15 protein-coding genes are annotated in these 13,624 nt (G+C 60.1%); 3 read left to right on the top strand and 12 right to left on the bottom strand.

The annotated features are described in order from the left end of the window. Positions 1 to 54: 54 nt before the first annotated feature. The 3 genes from AQS8620_RS13185 to AQS8620_RS13175 are packed head-to-tail and all read right to left on the bottom strand — an operon-like array spanning position 55 to position 2,686. A complete protein-coding gene (locus tag AQS8620_RS13185) occupies positions 55 to 1,029 on the bottom strand; it encodes a threonine ammonia-lyase (protein ID WP_085837393.1) in 975 nt (324 codons plus the stop codon). Next, positions 1,026 to 1,862 (bottom strand): alpha/beta fold hydrolase, encoded by an 837-nt coding sequence (locus AQS8620_RS13180; RefSeq protein ID WP_085837606.1) that lies wholly within the window; start codon positions 1,860 to 1,862, stop codon positions 1,026 to 1,028. Before AQS8620_RS13180 ends, AQS8620_RS13185 begins: the two co-directional genes overlap by 4 nt. A gap of 38 nt (positions 1,863 to 1,900) precedes the next feature. Next, complete coding sequence (locus tag AQS8620_RS13175) at positions 1,901 to 2,686, bottom strand: hypothetical protein (protein ID WP_143267526.1); 786 nt, start codon at positions 2,684 to 2,686, stop codon at positions 1,901 to 1,903. Positions 2,687 to 3,062: 376 nt separating this feature from the next. Between AQS8620_RS13175 and AQS8620_RS13170 the strand changes: the two genes are divergently transcribed. Then, entirely contained in the window at positions 3,063 to 3,602 is a 540-nt protein-coding gene (locus tag AQS8620_RS13170) for a hypothetical protein (RefSeq protein ID WP_085837389.1), read from the top strand. 74 nt (positions 3,603 to 3,676) lie between these two features. On the opposite strand, the gene AQS8620_RS13165 is transcribed toward AQS8620_RS13170, so the two are convergent. From AQS8620_RS13165 to AQS8620_RS13150, 4 genes are all read right to left on the bottom strand, one after another. After that, on the bottom strand, positions 3,677 to 4,465 hold the full coding sequence (locus AQS8620_RS13165) for an enoyl-ACP reductase FabI (protein WP_085837387.1): 789 nt from the start codon (positions 4,463 to 4,465) through the stop codon (positions 3,677 to 3,679). Positions 4,466 to 4,620: 155 nt separating this feature from the next. After that, positions 4,621 to 5,850: a beta-ketoacyl-ACP synthase I gene (gene fabB / locus AQS8620_RS13160; RefSeq protein ID WP_085837385.1), complete on the bottom strand. Its 1,230-nt coding sequence runs from the start codon at positions 5,848 to 5,850 to the stop codon at positions 4,621 to 4,623. A 376-nt stretch (positions 5,851 to 6,226) separates the two neighbouring features. After that, a complete protein-coding gene (locus AQS8620_RS13155; protein WP_085837384.1) occupies positions 6,227 to 6,895 on the bottom strand; it encodes a hypothetical protein in 669 nt (222 codons plus the stop codon). Beyond that, positions 6,892 to 7,407 (bottom strand): hypothetical protein, encoded by a 516-nt coding sequence (locus AQS8620_RS13150; RefSeq protein ID WP_085837382.1) that lies wholly within the window; start codon positions 7,405 to 7,407, stop codon positions 6,892 to 6,894. The genes AQS8620_RS13155 and AQS8620_RS13150 overlap by 4 nt, the downstream gene beginning before the upstream one ends. Before the next feature lie 358 nt (positions 7,408 to 7,765). Between AQS8620_RS13150 and AQS8620_RS13145 the strand changes: the two genes are divergently transcribed. Beyond that, a complete protein-coding gene (locus AQS8620_RS13145) occupies positions 7,766 to 9,367 on the top strand; it encodes a DUF1963 domain-containing protein (protein WP_085837381.1) in 1,602 nt (533 codons plus the stop codon). Between the two features lie 98 nt (positions 9,368 to 9,465). Here AQS8620_RS13145 and AQS8620_RS13140 read toward each other — a convergent pair whose 3' ends face one another. The 5 genes from AQS8620_RS13140 to fabA form a co-directional block, all read right to left on the bottom strand. Continuing rightward, the gene (locus AQS8620_RS13140; RefSeq protein ID WP_143267525.1) at positions 9,466 to 10,017 is read right to left on the bottom strand and encodes a hypothetical protein; all 552 of its coding nucleotides are present in this window, start codon (positions 10,015 to 10,017) and stop codon (positions 9,466 to 9,468) included. Between the two features lie 564 nt (positions 10,018 to 10,581). Beyond that, positions 10,582 to 11,127 carry a hypothetical protein gene (locus AQS8620_RS13135; protein ID WP_085837378.1) on the bottom strand — a complete coding sequence of 182 codons (546 nt, stop codon included), beginning with the start codon at positions 11,125 to 11,127 and terminating at the stop codon, positions 10,582 to 10,584. 1 nt (position 11,128) lies between these two features. Then, positions 11,129 to 11,569 (bottom strand): SMI1/KNR4 family protein, encoded by a 441-nt coding sequence (locus tag AQS8620_RS13130; protein WP_085837377.1) that lies wholly within the window; start codon positions 11,567 to 11,569, stop codon positions 11,129 to 11,131. After that, positions 11,566 to 12,324, bottom strand: a complete 759-nt coding sequence (locus tag AQS8620_RS13125) for a hypothetical protein (RefSeq protein WP_085837375.1) — start codon at positions 12,322 to 12,324, stop codon at positions 11,566 to 11,568. Before AQS8620_RS13125 ends, AQS8620_RS13130 begins: the two co-directional genes overlap by 4 nt. A gap of 13 nt (positions 12,325 to 12,337) precedes the next feature. Further along, a complete protein-coding gene (fabA, locus tag AQS8620_RS13120; protein WP_085837374.1) occupies positions 12,338 to 12,847 on the bottom strand; it encodes a bifunctional 3-hydroxydecanoyl-ACP dehydratase/trans-2-decenoyl-ACP isomerase in 510 nt (169 codons plus the stop codon). 253 nt (positions 12,848 to 13,100) lie between these two features. Here fabA and irrA point away from each other — a divergent pair, with 253 nt between their 5' ends. Then, positions 13,101 to 13,565 (top strand): iron response transcriptional regulator IrrA, encoded by a 465-nt coding sequence (gene irrA / locus AQS8620_RS13115; protein WP_085837372.1) that lies wholly within the window; start codon positions 13,101 to 13,103, stop codon positions 13,563 to 13,565. Positions 13,566 to 13,624 lie beyond the last annotated feature (59 nt).

Raw genomic sequence — 13,624 nt, 5'->3', positions numbered from 1 at the left:
TTGGCCTGCAGGATCGGGGATTTCATTTGCAGTGTCAATAGTTGTCAAAGGTAACTAGTTTTGCATGGCAAGCGCCTGCGCCATGGTGGCGGCGTCAATATTGCCGCCCGAGGCCACGGCGATCACCGTATCGGCGGCGATGTCGCGCGCCTGGGTAAGGGCCGCTGCCAGCGCCACCGCGCCTCCCGGCTCAACCACGATGCGCAACCGCTCGAAGGCGCGCGCCACGGCCTGCAAGGCCTGCGCATCGCTCACCACAAGCCCGCGCGCGCAGTGCCGCTGCATCAGCGGGAATGTCAGTACCCCCGGTGTCGGGGTGACGATGGCATCGCAAATCGATCCTGACAGGCTCGCATTGCGCTGGGGGCTGCCCGTGGCAAGCGAGCGGGCGACATCGTCAAAGCCTTGCGGCTCGACGGGCATCACCTGCATGTCGGGGGCAAGCGCGGCCAAGGCCACGGCAATGCCGCTGGTCAGCCCGCCACCGCCGCAAGGCACCAGAACAGCGGCGCGATCGACGCCGATCTCTTGAGCCTGCTGGGCGATTTCAAGGCCACAGGTCCCTTGCCCCGCGATGGTCATTTCGGCGTCATAGGGTTTGACCAGCGTGAGGTTGCGCGCCGTCGCAAGTGCTTGGCCGATCGCTTCGCGGTCCTGCGTGACCCGATCATAGGTGACCACTTCGGCCCCGAGGGCGCGGGTGTTGGCAAGCTTTACCTGCGGGGCGTCGGCGGGCATGACAATCACCGCAGGCACCCCGTGCATCCGCGCGGCCAGAGCGACCCCTTGGGCATGGTTCCCCGAGGAAAACGCCAGAACACCGCCTGCGCGTCTTTCGGGGTCCAGCGCCGTGAGCGCGGCCCAAGCACCGCGAAACTTGAACGATCCGGTGTGTTGCAGGCATTCGGCCTTGATCAGCACCCGTTTCCCCGCGATCTCGTCCAGAAAGGGCGACGACAGCAGAGGCGTGCGGCGCACATGGCCCTTGGCGCGCTCGGCGGCGGCCAGAATGGCGGTGATGGTCGTCATGTCAGGGCCTCGATCCACGCGCTCAACGCGGCAACGGCGGCGGGTTCGTCCAGAAACGGGACATGGGCGCGGTCGGGCACCTCGGCGACGATCATGTCGGGGCGGCGGCGGATCATTTCACTCAGGGTCGCGCGGCTTAGCAGGTCGGAATTCGCGCCGCGAATGACCCCCAGCGGCAGGCCGCCAAACGCGTCAAACAGTGGCCACAGGTCCGGCGCAGGGATTGCCGAACTGGCCGCGACCGCATCGCGCAGCCTGGGATCATAACGCAGCGACAGCCGTTCCTGGCCCTGCGGGACGGGGCCAAAGACGCGTTTGGCATGGGTAAGCCACTGCGCGGGCGTGACATTGGCAAAGCCGGGCATCGCGGCGGGAAGGTTTTGGGCGGCCTCCTCATAGCTGCGGTAGGCGGGGCGCTTGCCCAGATAGTCGAGGATGGGTTCCAGCCCGACAGGGTCGATCACGGGGCCGATGTCGTTGAGCATAACGCCCGAAAGGCGTTCTTTTGCGGTGGCGGCGATCACCATGGCGATCAACCCGCCGCGCGACGTGCCAAGGATCGCCGCCTGTTCCAGCCCGAGATGATCAAGCAATTCCAGCGCATCGCGTGCCTCATAGGGCACGGTGTAGGTCATCGGATCGCTGGCAAAACCGGACCCACCGCGCCCGCGCGTGTCGAGGCGAAGGATCTGCGCGCGATCCTGGAACTGCTGCGCAACATCGTCAAAATCGGCCATGTTGCGGGTCAGGCCGGCAAGGCAAAGGACGGGTGGGCCGCTGCCCTGCACATGATAGGCCAGCCCAAGCCCGTCGCTGCTGGTAAAATGGGGCATTTTGTTCTCCGCAGTTGCGTTGCGCTCAGCATGGCCCGCTAGAGCATCGCCTGCAACAGCCACCAGCCCCCAAGCCAATGCGTGGCCAGACAAAAGGCATAGGCCGCGAGCACAAGCAGCACTTCGTCGCTGGTGAGGCGGTCGCCGGGGGCGGGACTGCGCCAGATCAGGCTGGCAAAGCCGGTGACGGCAAGCGCCAGCATCACCAGAGAATGCTCTTTGAGGGCCGCAAACCCGAAGCACAGGGCCATGAACACCGTCAACCCCACGCCCAAAGCGGGCCAGACCGACAGTGAAATCGCGCGGATCACCTGCCCGCCGCCAAGGGGCAAAAACGGCAGCAACAGGAAAAAGTTGAAGGCGCCGATGGCAATGCCAAAGGCGCGGGCGAAGGTCGCGACTTGGGGCAGGGCGCCCGACAGCGCGTGAAAGAGGGCAAAACACAGCACCATGGGCCCCACGGCGATCGCGGCTGCAAACAGCGCCACATAGGCTTCGTCAAAGAGGCGCGCATGGGGGCGGTCGATGCGGGGCGGGCCGAAAAAGGGCTGGGGAAGGATGCGCACGCGGGCAACGGCGTGCCCCAGCTTGCGGCAGGCAAATGCAGCGCCAAAGTCGTGCAGGATCGCCGCAAGCAAGACACCCGCGCCGATCAGCGGCGCGGTGAACACGGCGACCACCACAAAGGCGGTAAAGGCGGCAATCACGCCGCGCCCCGAAAACCCGATGGTTTCGACCCGCCCGCCCGAGGGGAGGCTGACGGCATCGCGCAGCAAGGCCACGGTGACGCCGCACATCAAGAGAGCGCAGAAAAGCAGTGTCATAGCGGTCCCCCACCGCGCGCCGCGCGCGACTGGCAGGTCTGCGCGGGATCGAATGATTTGGCCAATGCCCCTGTGACCTGCGCCTTGGTGTGCCAAAGTTGCAGGCCCCAAAGCAGCAGGCCCCAAATCAGCAGGGCCCCAAAGCTGTAGACCAACGCAAAACCGCAGGGCGGTCACGCGACAGGCTTCGTGTCGATATTGGGCAGGAATTGTGGCGCAAATGAGGCAAAGCCGGCCTGCGCAACGCCGTCAACGCAGTGTTTCCGATGTGGCAACCTCTGGCTTTTTAAACGGTCCGAACTATTGTCAGATGCGAGGCGCAAAGCGTCGCCACATCGTGTCGCGGCGCCCCTTTTTGAGTTCAGGATTTTAGCCCATGCAAAATTTGTTTGACCGTTTCCAAACCTCTGCAGACACGACAGCCCCCCAAAACCACCCACCGCGCGACAAGGCCCAGTGGCGCAGCTATATCTTGCATCGCCTGCGCCCGTGGGAATTTTTAACCGCGCCGATTATCTACGCGATGATCGTCCCGTTTGTTTTGATCGACCTGTTCGTGACGGTGTTTCAATGGACCTGCTTTCCCGTCTATCGCATTCCGCGCGTGCGCCGGCGTGACTACATCGCCATGGATCGTGGCAAGCTGGCCTTTCTCAATCCGCTCCAACGGCTGAACTGTATCTATTGCGAATATTGCAACGGGGTTGCCGCCTATGTTCAAGAGGTTACCGGACGCACCGAATACTACTGGTGTCCGATCAAACACGCGCGCAAACTGAAAAATCCGCATCGGTTTTACGGCAATTTCATCGATCACGACGATGGCGCACGCTGGGATGCGGAGTTTTTCAAGCTCAAAGAGGATGCGCGTGCCTGTGAGGGCTGCGCGGGCTGCGGGGACAGGCCCGAGGCCTGAGCGTCCGCTGGTCCGTGAAACGGCGCGTCCTTGGCAACAGGCGCGCCGTTTTGGGTATTTTTATCCGAAAGAAATCAGATGTTGGCTTCTTGGGGCATGCCGATCACGTGGTAGCCGCCATCGACGTGGATGATTTCACCTGTCGTATAGGCCCCCGCGTCTGACGCGAGGTAGACGGCCGTGCCGCCCACGGCCTCAAGGGTCGCATTCGAGCGCAGTGGCGCGTTTTCTTCGGCGTGGCGATAGGTCTTGCGCGCACCGCCGATGGCCGCACCGGCGAGGGTTTTCATCGGGCCGGGCGAGACCGCGTTCACGCGGATGCCCTGCGGGCCGAGGTCATTGGCAAGGTAGCGCACCGAGGATTCCAGCGCCGCTTTGGCCACGCCCATGACGTTGTAGTTCGGCACGACCGTGTTGGAGCCCTGGAAGGTCAGGGTGATCATCGAACCGCCCTGCGGCATCAGCTCGGAGGCGCGTTTGGCCACGTCGATGAAGCTGAAGCAGGAGATCGCCATCGAGTTTTTGAAGTTGTCGAGGGTGGTGTTGATGAACCGCCCTGTCAGTTCGTTCTTGTCGGAATAGGCGATGGCATGCACGACGAAATCCAGGCTGCCCCAAGTGTCTTTCAGGGTGGCGAAAGCTGCGTCCATCTGGTCGGGGTTGGTGACATCGACATCGACCAGCAGGGAGGAGCCAACGCTTTGGGCCAAAGGTGCGAGGCGTTTGCCAAAGGCTTCGCCCTGATAGGTGAAGGCAAGTTCTGCGCCCGCATCGGCGGCAGCTTTGGCGATGCCCCAGGCGATGGAGCGTTCGTTTGCGACGCCCATGACCAGACCGCGTTTGCCTTTGAGAAGATCAGACATGATATGTCCCTCGTTTTGGAGGTCGCCCGCAGGCGGTGTGGAGTAAATCCGCGCCTAAATGGCGGGTTTGTGTCCTAGCGTCAAGAAAATGCGGGATTCTGACGCAAACGGGCGGCCCTGCGCAGGGACCGCCCGTCACGTGATCTGGCGTCAGATCAGCCGGTGAATTTGCTCATCAGCATCGAGCCGTTGGTGCCGCCAAATCCGAAGGAGTTGGTCATCAGCGTGTCGAGGCCGGCGTTCTCGATCAGTTTGGTGGCGATTTCGCCTTCGTTGATCGCGGGGTCGAGGGTGTCGACGTTGATCGAGGGGGCGATAAAGTCGTTTTGCAACATCAGCAGGCAATAGACGGCTTCTTGCGCGCCCGTTGCGCCTTGCGAGTGGCCCGTCATGGATTTGGTGGAGGAGATCAGCGGGGTCGTCCCTGTGCCAAAGACGCGGCGCACGGCCTCGACTTCGCCCACATCGCCCACGGGGGTCGAGGTGCCATGGGCGTTGATGTAGCTGATTTTGCGCGATTTATCCAGGGTGGACAGGGCCACACGCATCGCCCGTTCGCCGCCCTCGCCCGAGGGGGCCACCATGTCGGCGCCGTCCGAGGTGGCACCAAAACCGGTGACTTCGGCGTAGATTTTCGCACCGCGCGCTTTGGCGTGTTCCAGTTCTTCGAGCACCAGGATCGCGCCGCCACCGCCGATGACGAAGCCGTCGCGGTTGGCGTCAAAGGCGCGCGACGCTTTTTCGGGCGTGTCGTTATATTTCGACGACATCGCGCCCATGGCGTCAAAGAGGCACGACAGCGTCCAGTCAAGTTCCTCGCCGCCGCCTGCAAACATCACGTCCTGTTTGCCCATGATGATCTGCTCGGAGGCAGCACCGATGCAATGCAGGGAGGTCGAGCAGGCCGAGGTGATCGAATAGTTGATGCCCTTGATCTGGAAGGCGGTCGCAAGGTTGGCGGAAATGGTCGAGCCCATGCATTTGGGCACCGCGAAAGGCCCGACGCGTTTGGTCGCCTTGGTCGCGAGGACGGATTGATGGGCGGCAAACATGGCCGAGGTCGAGGGACCACCGGAGCCTGCGATCAGGCCGGTGCGCTCGTTCACGATGTCCGATTGCTCAAGACCTGCGTCCGCGATGGCTTGGGACATGGCGATAGACGCATAGGCCGCGCCGGGTCCCATGAACCGCAGGGCGCGCTTTTCGACGTGATCCTTGATGTCGAGCTTGATGTCGCCCGCAATCTGGCTGCGAAAGCCGTATTCCTTCATGTCCTCATTGGCGGTGATGCCGGATTTGCCCGCTTTGAGCGAGGCGAGGACTTCTTCGGCGTTATTGCCGATGCTCGAGACGACCCCGAGACCTGTGATGACGACGCGGCGCATGGGCACCTCCCTTGGGTATTTTGGTCTTTGAAAACTTGGGGGTCTTGTAGGGCGTCAAGGGGGGTAGGGGCAAGGGGGGAGGGGGATTTGCGAATGTGCAGCGAAGGGCAGGTTTGAGCCCAGAGTGACCAGGGTCGCGCGGGGGTCTCGCTGCGGGTGCATTCGTCCGCTCCCAGCCCAATTCGTTGCACTTAGCGGCTTTTGGCAGGCTTTGGCATGCCAGGGATCCAACCATCGGGCATCCTGCGGTGACGCCATTTCACTGAGATATGCAACAAGCCGCCGGTTACGGCCAGTGGCGCCTCCGGTCGCATCACATACGATCAAGCCCGTTCCAGACATTTCAATCACCGCGGCAGTAAATCCATTACAGCGATCAATCGCCAGTAAATCGGCATTCCTTAAGGGCGAATTCGCTCTCCAAACCATGATCAATCAAAACTTTCGCAGCGCGATCGCTCAGGAATTGACGTTGATTGATCATCGGATCGAACCAGAAATCTGGCCCACTCGCTGCCGCACGATGTACAAAGACATCCAAGCGCGATAGATCCTGAGACAGGTTAAAACCTCTCTCTGGGTGGGACCGGTAGAGGGGGCGGCATCGCTCTGTCAGATCGCGATCTACCGTGTCCTTGAGGTTTGCGAACTCGAAAAGAAAAAAATCTACATCGAATTCACTCTCAAGATCCGCGCGATAGATCGGCATGCGCGTGAGACGCCCATTACCTAGCTCCAACCGCGCAAGGCTTGCTGCAACATCCCTGGACAGAAAAATCATACTATTAATCAAGAACACCTTGGTCGTTTCAAGGAGCGCAGCGGTCGAACCTTCAGTGAGCCACGCAGATCCCCTATCATACCAGAGCCCACTTGGCCTGAGTTGATCACTCAGACCTTTTCCAGTGATATAGGAGGCGTTAGCCTTCGCAATTTCCGTGATATCCCACTTTCCTTTTGCGCCCGGGCGAAACAACCGAAGTGGAACAGTCTTCAGCATAGGGTTGCTCATTGGCAGCATCGTCCAGATCGGCGCATCGCTCACTGCAGCGTCTCCCCGGCAGTCCCGCCCGGCGTTGCGCCTGTCTTCCGGAGCGTCTCGGCACCCATCAGCCGGTCGACAAGCGGATGCAGGCGCAGGTCGCCGCCCGTCGTCACCTGCTTGAAGTTGGCCAGGACGCGCGACGTCGTTGCCTGATCGGACGCGGTTACATCGGACAACGAGTTGATCTTGCCGGAGTTCAAGTTCTCGGCGCTGAGGCGCAACGGCAGGACAGTCTCGCGCATTTGCGCGCGCAGGTCGGCTATCTTCTCCAACGTTCTGGGGTCTGGCTTATGCTCCCGCGCGGCCAATGTCCCCCCGAGCGCCTTTTCCTCATTTATCCCCGTCACTTCAGTCCGCCTCTTCGTGGTCCTATCCTTTGTCGGCAAGGACGTTAACCATTTGGTGATGTGAGACAAGCGGCGCTTTTGCATTGATCGGCTGATGGCCGCAGTTGCCCTTTCCCTGAACACACGTCCCGAGGCCACGGTGACCGAGCTGCCGAAGGCGTTCACTGCAGAGATCTGAACCCCGGCAGTCTGCCGGACGAAATCTCGGAAACCTCCGACTCTGTCCGGGTAGCTTCATGCAGTTCATCTTCGTAGCGAGACTGTTACATCGGTGGCAGCCGCTCCAGTTCCGCCAAAGCGTCCGGACAATAAGCGATTCGATCCTTCCCCCCTGGGCTTTCGCTCTCTGCGGCTGAGCGTCCTGCCAAAAAGCTGGGACAGCCCGATCAGTGACAGGCGCGGTATCGCGTCCGAAGGCGCCATCGACGCAGCGTACGCAGGGCGGAAACGAAGATTCGAACGAAATTCGTCATTCTTAGGCCTCTTTTCCCGGGAAAGGTGAGTAAAAAAGGCTTTCAGAGCAATGCAAAGATTTGGAATCGTACTTCATTATCTGGGAACCGGGATGATCGTGGCCGGTGTTCCGTGGCTTGGGCTATCCCTTGCCAAACCTGGATGGAACGCCCTCAGTCAGACCCTTCCGGAGGAATTCGCCAATCTGCCGCTGGCGCTTGCGCTCACGATCTGCGGCATGATGCTGGCAACGCTCGGGAAAATGATCGAACGACGGGCGGTGGCGCCATCACCCCCGATTGACCCGCTCGATTTTCGCCATCCAGAGGTCAGACGCCGTTGGCACGAGGCAGGAGAAAGGTTGCTCACCGCAGAGAAAGAGGCGCTTGGCGATCATTTTGGACGCTCGCAGGAACGCGTCGCCTTGCGCCCTTGTTGGCCTCAACGGGAAACAGACAGCTGGGTTGGCGGGTTGCCCCTGCTGCCGGAAAATATGGACTGGCCTGTTCTGGAAGGGCAATCGGCCTCCTTCCTCGCACAGATCTCTCTGTCCGGGATGCCCGACGGGCTGTGGCAAGGTGCGGGTCCAAGGAAGGGGTGGCTCGTGTTCTTTGCGCATCCCGAAACATGCGTTCTTGTTGCCGTGCGGCATGTGTACGGAAACGTCGCCGAGCGGCCGCAGCCTGCTGATGTCGTGCATAATTGGCACTGGATCATGGAGCCTGAAGGCCTGAAGGCCGCGCTCGGGAAGGCCGGACAAGTCCCGCCGCGCTGGTACCTTGAACGTGCGCCAAGCGGCAGCCTGGGGGCCGTTGAAGATATGGTCGATTGTGATCCAGCGCATTGGGATGACGAGGCCGGCAATTATGTCTGGGAGCCGACTTGGACCAGTGAACGGTCTGATGTGATGAACGAGGCAATTCTACACGAGGATATCGCCTATGGTGTGGATTGGGACAGCCTGACCGCGCGGCTTGCCATTTGGTGGAACAGGGTTGGAGACCGGGCGGACGAGCTTTCGCGGCAGCTGAAGAACCGAAAGCAACGCCTCGGCGACCTTCGCGCGCGCTATCGGGCGGAACTGGCCGCTCTGTCGGAAAATCCACAAACCGAAAGGGCTACCTATGCCGAGTTTCGGACCAGGTACACCGCTGCGAAGAAGAAGTTCGATCAGGAAACGGTTCTGCTGCAAGGCGAAGCGGCGCAAATCGAGCGCGCCTTGCAGGGTGCCGAAGCGGTCGCTGCAGAGGCGAAAGCGCAAGCCGCGAAGTTTCCTTTTTCGCCGGAGCGTGGTCGGGCGCTGAAAACGGCACTCGACGAACTTTACGATAAGGCCGCGTTGTTCGAAAGGGAGGATTTTAAGCTATTCATGGAGAATTACGCGCGGCATCTTTATTGCAGGAATTCTGCAACGATCCCGGACCTTCTGCTAAATCTCTACGGCCCACTATGGGAAACGCAGTGTCGCGAGACCGTTATCTTCATCGGGTTGAACGCCGAGGGCACCGATGGCCTCCAGGGTTCGGCGCGACTGATTGATATACCGAGCCACCCACTCGCAGGATTGGCATTCGGCGATGAATCACGGTTTTACGTTGACCTGAAACTGGAAGATCTTGTTCAGGCAAAGTGGCAAAATTCCGTTTCTTTGGATACGCATGGTGGTGTTTGACAGAAGAGGAGAAGAATTGTCATCGGATGGTTTCGCGCGTCACGGTCAGCCGGAAATGCCATACGATAGATGGCTGATCTGACAGAAATCAGTACGGATCAGTACAGAAACTTGCATTGATTGAGGTTGAATTTCTCTTCGAGGCCGAGGGCGATCAAGACCCGCGCCACGCCATCGCTCAGGAATTGGTAGTGCCGGATCATCGGGTCGAACCATAGATCCGGCCCCTGCTGCGCGGATCTGTGGACGACGACATCCCGCCCACGTAAATTACTAGGCAGCTTGTACCCCGCCTCCGGTCTCGCCTTGTAAAGCGGGCGACAGCGATCAGTCCGGTCGCGATCCACGGTGTGTCTCGGGTTGCAAAATTCCAGCAGGTAGAAATCGCAATCGACCTCGGTCTTTCGATCGGATTGATAAATAGGCATACGGCTCAGACGGCCATCGCCCAGATCAAACGTCATCAGCGCGTCACAAACAGTCTTGTCCACGAAAATCAGCGAACTTACAGTAAAGACACGTCGTGACTTGGCCATGCTCTCCAACCAGTCGACATGCCCAATGTCTTTACGGTGATACGCCAATCCGGCGGGGCGCCATTCGTCCCTCAGACCTTTTCCATGGTAGTACTGCGCGGTAATGCCCAGCATGTCATCTCCGTTAAAACAGTCCCTCGTCACAGGGTCCAATGCACACACAGGCATGTCATTGACCTCCGGGTTTGACATGATCTGCATTGACCAGATCGGCGCATTCTGCATCCGACGCTCCCTCATTTTCTTCGCGATAGTCTCAAGCCAAAATTCAGGTTTTTTGGCCCAAAGAAAGACCTAAAATTGGTTTTTCAGGTGCTGCGCTTGCTTGCCGACGTCTTCAAGTTTCAAAAGCGCGGAACACCAGGCGTACATGGTGCTATTCATGGCAGTACCGAACCCAGTCCGCTCACTGCGCATTGCCGACGCTCGACCCGACGCAGGCTGCGGACGCAGCGAACGGCAGGAACGTCCGCACGCCGGTGGTCTGACGCCGCATCGCAGCATGGCCGGTTCGAGCCCATAGTCACTAGGATCGCGCGGGAACATTGCTGCGGATGCATTCGTTCGTCCATAGCCTGAAGCAAACCAAACCCTCAAAATGACTGGCTGGATTGGCACATACATGGCATGCGACGCCAATCTCAGCGATGCGCGATAATGGTCGTTGGGCCGTCGGCTCTATGAAACGTCGCTCCCACTGACCCGCAGGTCCGCCTCTCTCGGAGCCTTTACGTCGAATGTCAGCCGCCGGCCGATCAGAAGCTGCCCAAACGCCTCCGGACCCACTTTTGCACCGCCCACATCGCGGAAGCTGCGGCGCATGTGTCGGAACAGCGTAGCCTCGAGCTTACGGGTCTCAGGTGCAGTCCCATGGAGATAGAACCGCGAACGGAGCAGGGGCCCATCAGGATGTTCGCCGCAGAGCTGGAGTACGACGGCTGATGCCAGTTCGCGCGGTCGGAGCGAATAGCGTGTCCCGGTCGCATGCCCATGTGATGCTGCACAGGCAGTAGTGCCGGGCGGCACCAAGAAGAGGTCATGCGTGAAATGCCCCGGAAACATGCGAAGGACATCGGGAATATCGTGTGCGTGGTCGTAGTCTTGGACTTCAGGCGAATGGATGTCCGGGTGAACGAGGTAGACGAAATCCTCGTCAGCCTTCACCAGGTCCATCAGTTCCTGGAAATCGGCAGGGGTCGCGTAGAAATATGTGGACCTGCGCATGTCAACCTTCGGTCATGCCGTCCATGAAGGCCTCGAAACTTGGGGCGATGAAATGCAGGCCAACATCGAAGGGAACTTCATGATCGCTGAAGAAGACCTGTCTGTGGTTCGGCCCCTTGACGGCCAGAAGGATGGCGTTTCCGAAGGGGTCCGAGCCGATGCTCAGATACCAAGGCCGGAAGTCACCGCCGTAATTCGAATTGTAGTGCCACAGGTCATCGTAATCGTGTTCTGAATTCACGGCGTAGAGGCAGTGCAATCTGGTGTCCGTCTGCTTCCCGTTTTCCATAAAACTAATAACACGGCTCTCGGGCATCTGCCCGTTGCGAGTGGCAAGCCAGTCCCGGTAGGCAGGGGGCAGTCTCGCGTCGAGCACGCGCTCCAGAAGATCGAGCGTATCCGGCGCAAGGGAAACCGGCGTCGGTTTGCGGCTTTTGCTCATTTCTGCGCGTCCCGGCTGAAACCGTTGAACAGATCGTGCAGCATCTCACCCTCTTCGGGATTGATCTGCGTCTGCGCGCCGAACGGGGACGTGTAGGTGAGGTTAAAGCTACCCTTTTCTCCGATATCTTCAATAAATCTGACGTGATCAAGGATGCAGAGAACGCCGAAGACACCGGCATGCACGCCCTCTTCGACCAGCTGATGCAGCCATTGGCGGCTCTCGTCGTCCAACTCGGCCATCCAGCCGGCGCGCGCTTTGCGCTCGACCGAGACGCCACGGCCAGCGGGATGCTCCGCATACTTCAATATGCCGTCCGACGTCCCCGCCATGGACAGCGCCAGCCGCCTTGCGAACGTTTCCTTGTCCATCCGTTCCCCTAACCTCAAGGAATATGACGAGCCGACACTTCGCGACAAATCTGGATGCGTCAAGCCAGTCAATCGACCCTCCTCAATTTCAAAAGCGTGGTGTTCAAGCTCGCGCCCGTTCTGTCGAACGCCAAGGATGCCTTCCGCCGTAGAGATGTTGATCGGTGGCATGTCAGCGGGCGGCCCCTCGAAACAGGTCACGCTACTTCGGCGGGCGTTGCAATTGTGTTTTGCGAAGCCCGCTCCCTGCGCATTACCGACGCTCGACCCGCTGCGTGCTGCAGCTGCAGCGAACGGCAGGAAGGTCCGCATAGCCGACATTTCCGAATGCCTCCCCACCAAAAACGGCGAAGCCTTCGCCCCGCCGCCAATCTCGCCGCTCATTTCCGCAAAAGCCTCAGCTTTCGCTCAGCGCGACTTTCATGTCCTTGACCATGTAGATCACTTCGCCGTCTGCCTCGACGATCCCGTCGGCCACGCCCATTGTGAGGCGGCGGGTCTGGATGGCTTTGGTGAAGTCGATTTTATAGGTCAGCATCTTGCGGTCGGGGCGCACCATGCCGGTGAGTTTCACTTCGCCCACACCCAGCGCATAGCCGCGCCCTTGCCAGCCGCGCCAGCCAAGGTTGAAGCCGGTGAGTTGCCACAGGCCATCAAGGCCCAGGCAGCCGGGCATGATCGGGTTGCCTGGAAAGTGGCAGTCGAAAAACCACAAGTCGGGCGTGATGTCGAACTCGGCCACGATGTGCCCCTTGCCATGGGCGCCGCCATCAGCGGACACATCGGTGATGCGGTCCATCATCAGCATCGGCGGCGCGGGAAGCTGGGCGTTGCCCTCGCCAAACAGCTCGCCGCGCGCGCATTTCAAAAGATCGTCTTTGTCGAAGCTGGTCGGATACTCGGCCATGGTTGCTCCTGCCCCTTTTCGTTCGGCATGTCAGCATATCTGGCCCTCACGTGCCTGCGCGGGGCCTGCTATTTCAGGTCTTTCAAAGTTCATTCCCCTCTATCATCCGCGCGCTTGGCCATGCAAGCACCCCTGAACCGCCCGTGAACCACCCGTCGAACGGTGCAACGATGGCGGCTTTACAGGATTTCCATTTGAATAACCGGGGGCAGGCGTCCTATATTAGCCCCTACACCCGAAGGATTTCTTTGCCATGTCGCGTTTTGACGATACAGCCAGCCATGATCTTGCTCCGCTTTGTACGGGGGATGTCGAGCGTGCCGAAGCGTGGCTTTACAAGGCGCGGGTGCGCCCGACGCGCCAGCGTGTGACGCTGGCACAGCTTTTGGTGGGCGATGGCAAACACCGCCATGTCACGGCCGAAAGCCTGTTCGAGGCCGCGCGCACGACCGGTGATCAGGTGTCGCTGGCCACGGTTTACAACACGTTGCGCGCTTTTTGCGAGGCGGGGCTGATCCAGGAGGTCACGGTTGACGGGTCGAAAAGCTATTTCGACACCAATGTCAGCGACCATCCGCATTTCTTTTGGGAAAGCGATCTCAGGTTGACGGATGCGCCGTCGGAGGATTTCGAAATTACCCGTCTGCCCAAAGCGCCGGAGGGCATGGAAATTGCCTCCGTTGACGTGGTGATCCGCCTGCGTCCCAAAACCCGCTAAAACGCGTTTTGCGGGAACGCGTGGCGCCGCGGCTGCGTTGAGGTGGAAAGACATCCACC

Source organism: Aquimixticola soesokkakensis, from assembly GCF_900172375.1.
Taxonomy (GTDB): domain Bacteria; phylum Pseudomonadota; class Alphaproteobacteria; order Rhodobacterales; family Rhodobacteraceae; genus Aquimixticola; species Aquimixticola soesokkakensis.
This window is presented reverse-complemented; position numbering and strand designations above follow the sequence as displayed.

Bases quoted from the DNA above. Each gene is read 5' to 3' on its own strand.
- AQS8620_RS13185 (WP_085837393.1), bottom strand. From the start codon at position 1,029: ATGACGACCATCACCGCCATTCTGGCCGCCGCCGAGCGCGCCAAGGGC.
- AQS8620_RS13180 (WP_085837606.1), bottom strand. From the start codon at position 1,862: ATGCCCCATTTTACCAGCAGCGACGGGCTTGGGCTGGCCTATCATGTG.
- AQS8620_RS13175 (WP_143267526.1), bottom strand. From the start codon at position 2,686: ATGACACTGCTTTTCTGCGCTCTCTTGATGTGCGGCGTCACCGTGGCC.
- AQS8620_RS13170 (WP_085837389.1), top strand. From the start codon at position 3,063: ATGCAAAATTTGTTTGACCGTTTCCAAACCTCTGCAGACACGACAGCC.
- AQS8620_RS13165 (WP_085837387.1), bottom strand. From the start codon at position 4,465: ATGTCTGATCTTCTCAAAGGCAAACGCGGTCTGGTCATGGGCGTCGCA.
- fabB (WP_085837385.1), bottom strand. From the start codon at position 5,850: ATGCGCCGCGTCGTCATCACAGGTCTCGGGGTCGTCTCGAGCATCGGC.
- AQS8620_RS13145 (WP_085837381.1), top strand. From the start codon at position 7,766: ATGCAAAGATTTGGAATCGTACTTCATTATCTGGGAACCGGGATGATC.
- AQS8620_RS13140 (WP_143267525.1), bottom strand. From the start codon at position 10,017: ATGCTGGGCATTACCGCGCAGTACTACCATGGAAAAGGTCTGAGGGAC.
- AQS8620_RS13135 (WP_085837378.1), bottom strand. From the start codon at position 11,127: ATGCGCAGGTCCACATATTTCTACGCGACCCCTGCCGATTTCCAGGAA.
- AQS8620_RS13130 (WP_085837377.1), bottom strand. From the start codon at position 11,569: ATGAGCAAAAGCCGCAAACCGACGCCGGTTTCCCTTGCGCCGGATACG.
- AQS8620_RS13125 (WP_085837375.1), bottom strand. From the start codon at position 12,324: ATGAGCGGCGAGATTGGCGGCGGGGCGAAGGCTTCGCCGTTTTTGGTG.
- fabA (WP_085837374.1), bottom strand. From the start codon at position 12,847: ATGGCCGAGTATCCGACCAGCTTCGACAAAGACGATCTTTTGAAATGC.
- irrA (WP_085837372.1), top strand. From the start codon at position 13,101: ATGTCGCGTTTTGACGATACAGCCAGCCATGATCTTGCTCCGCTTTGT.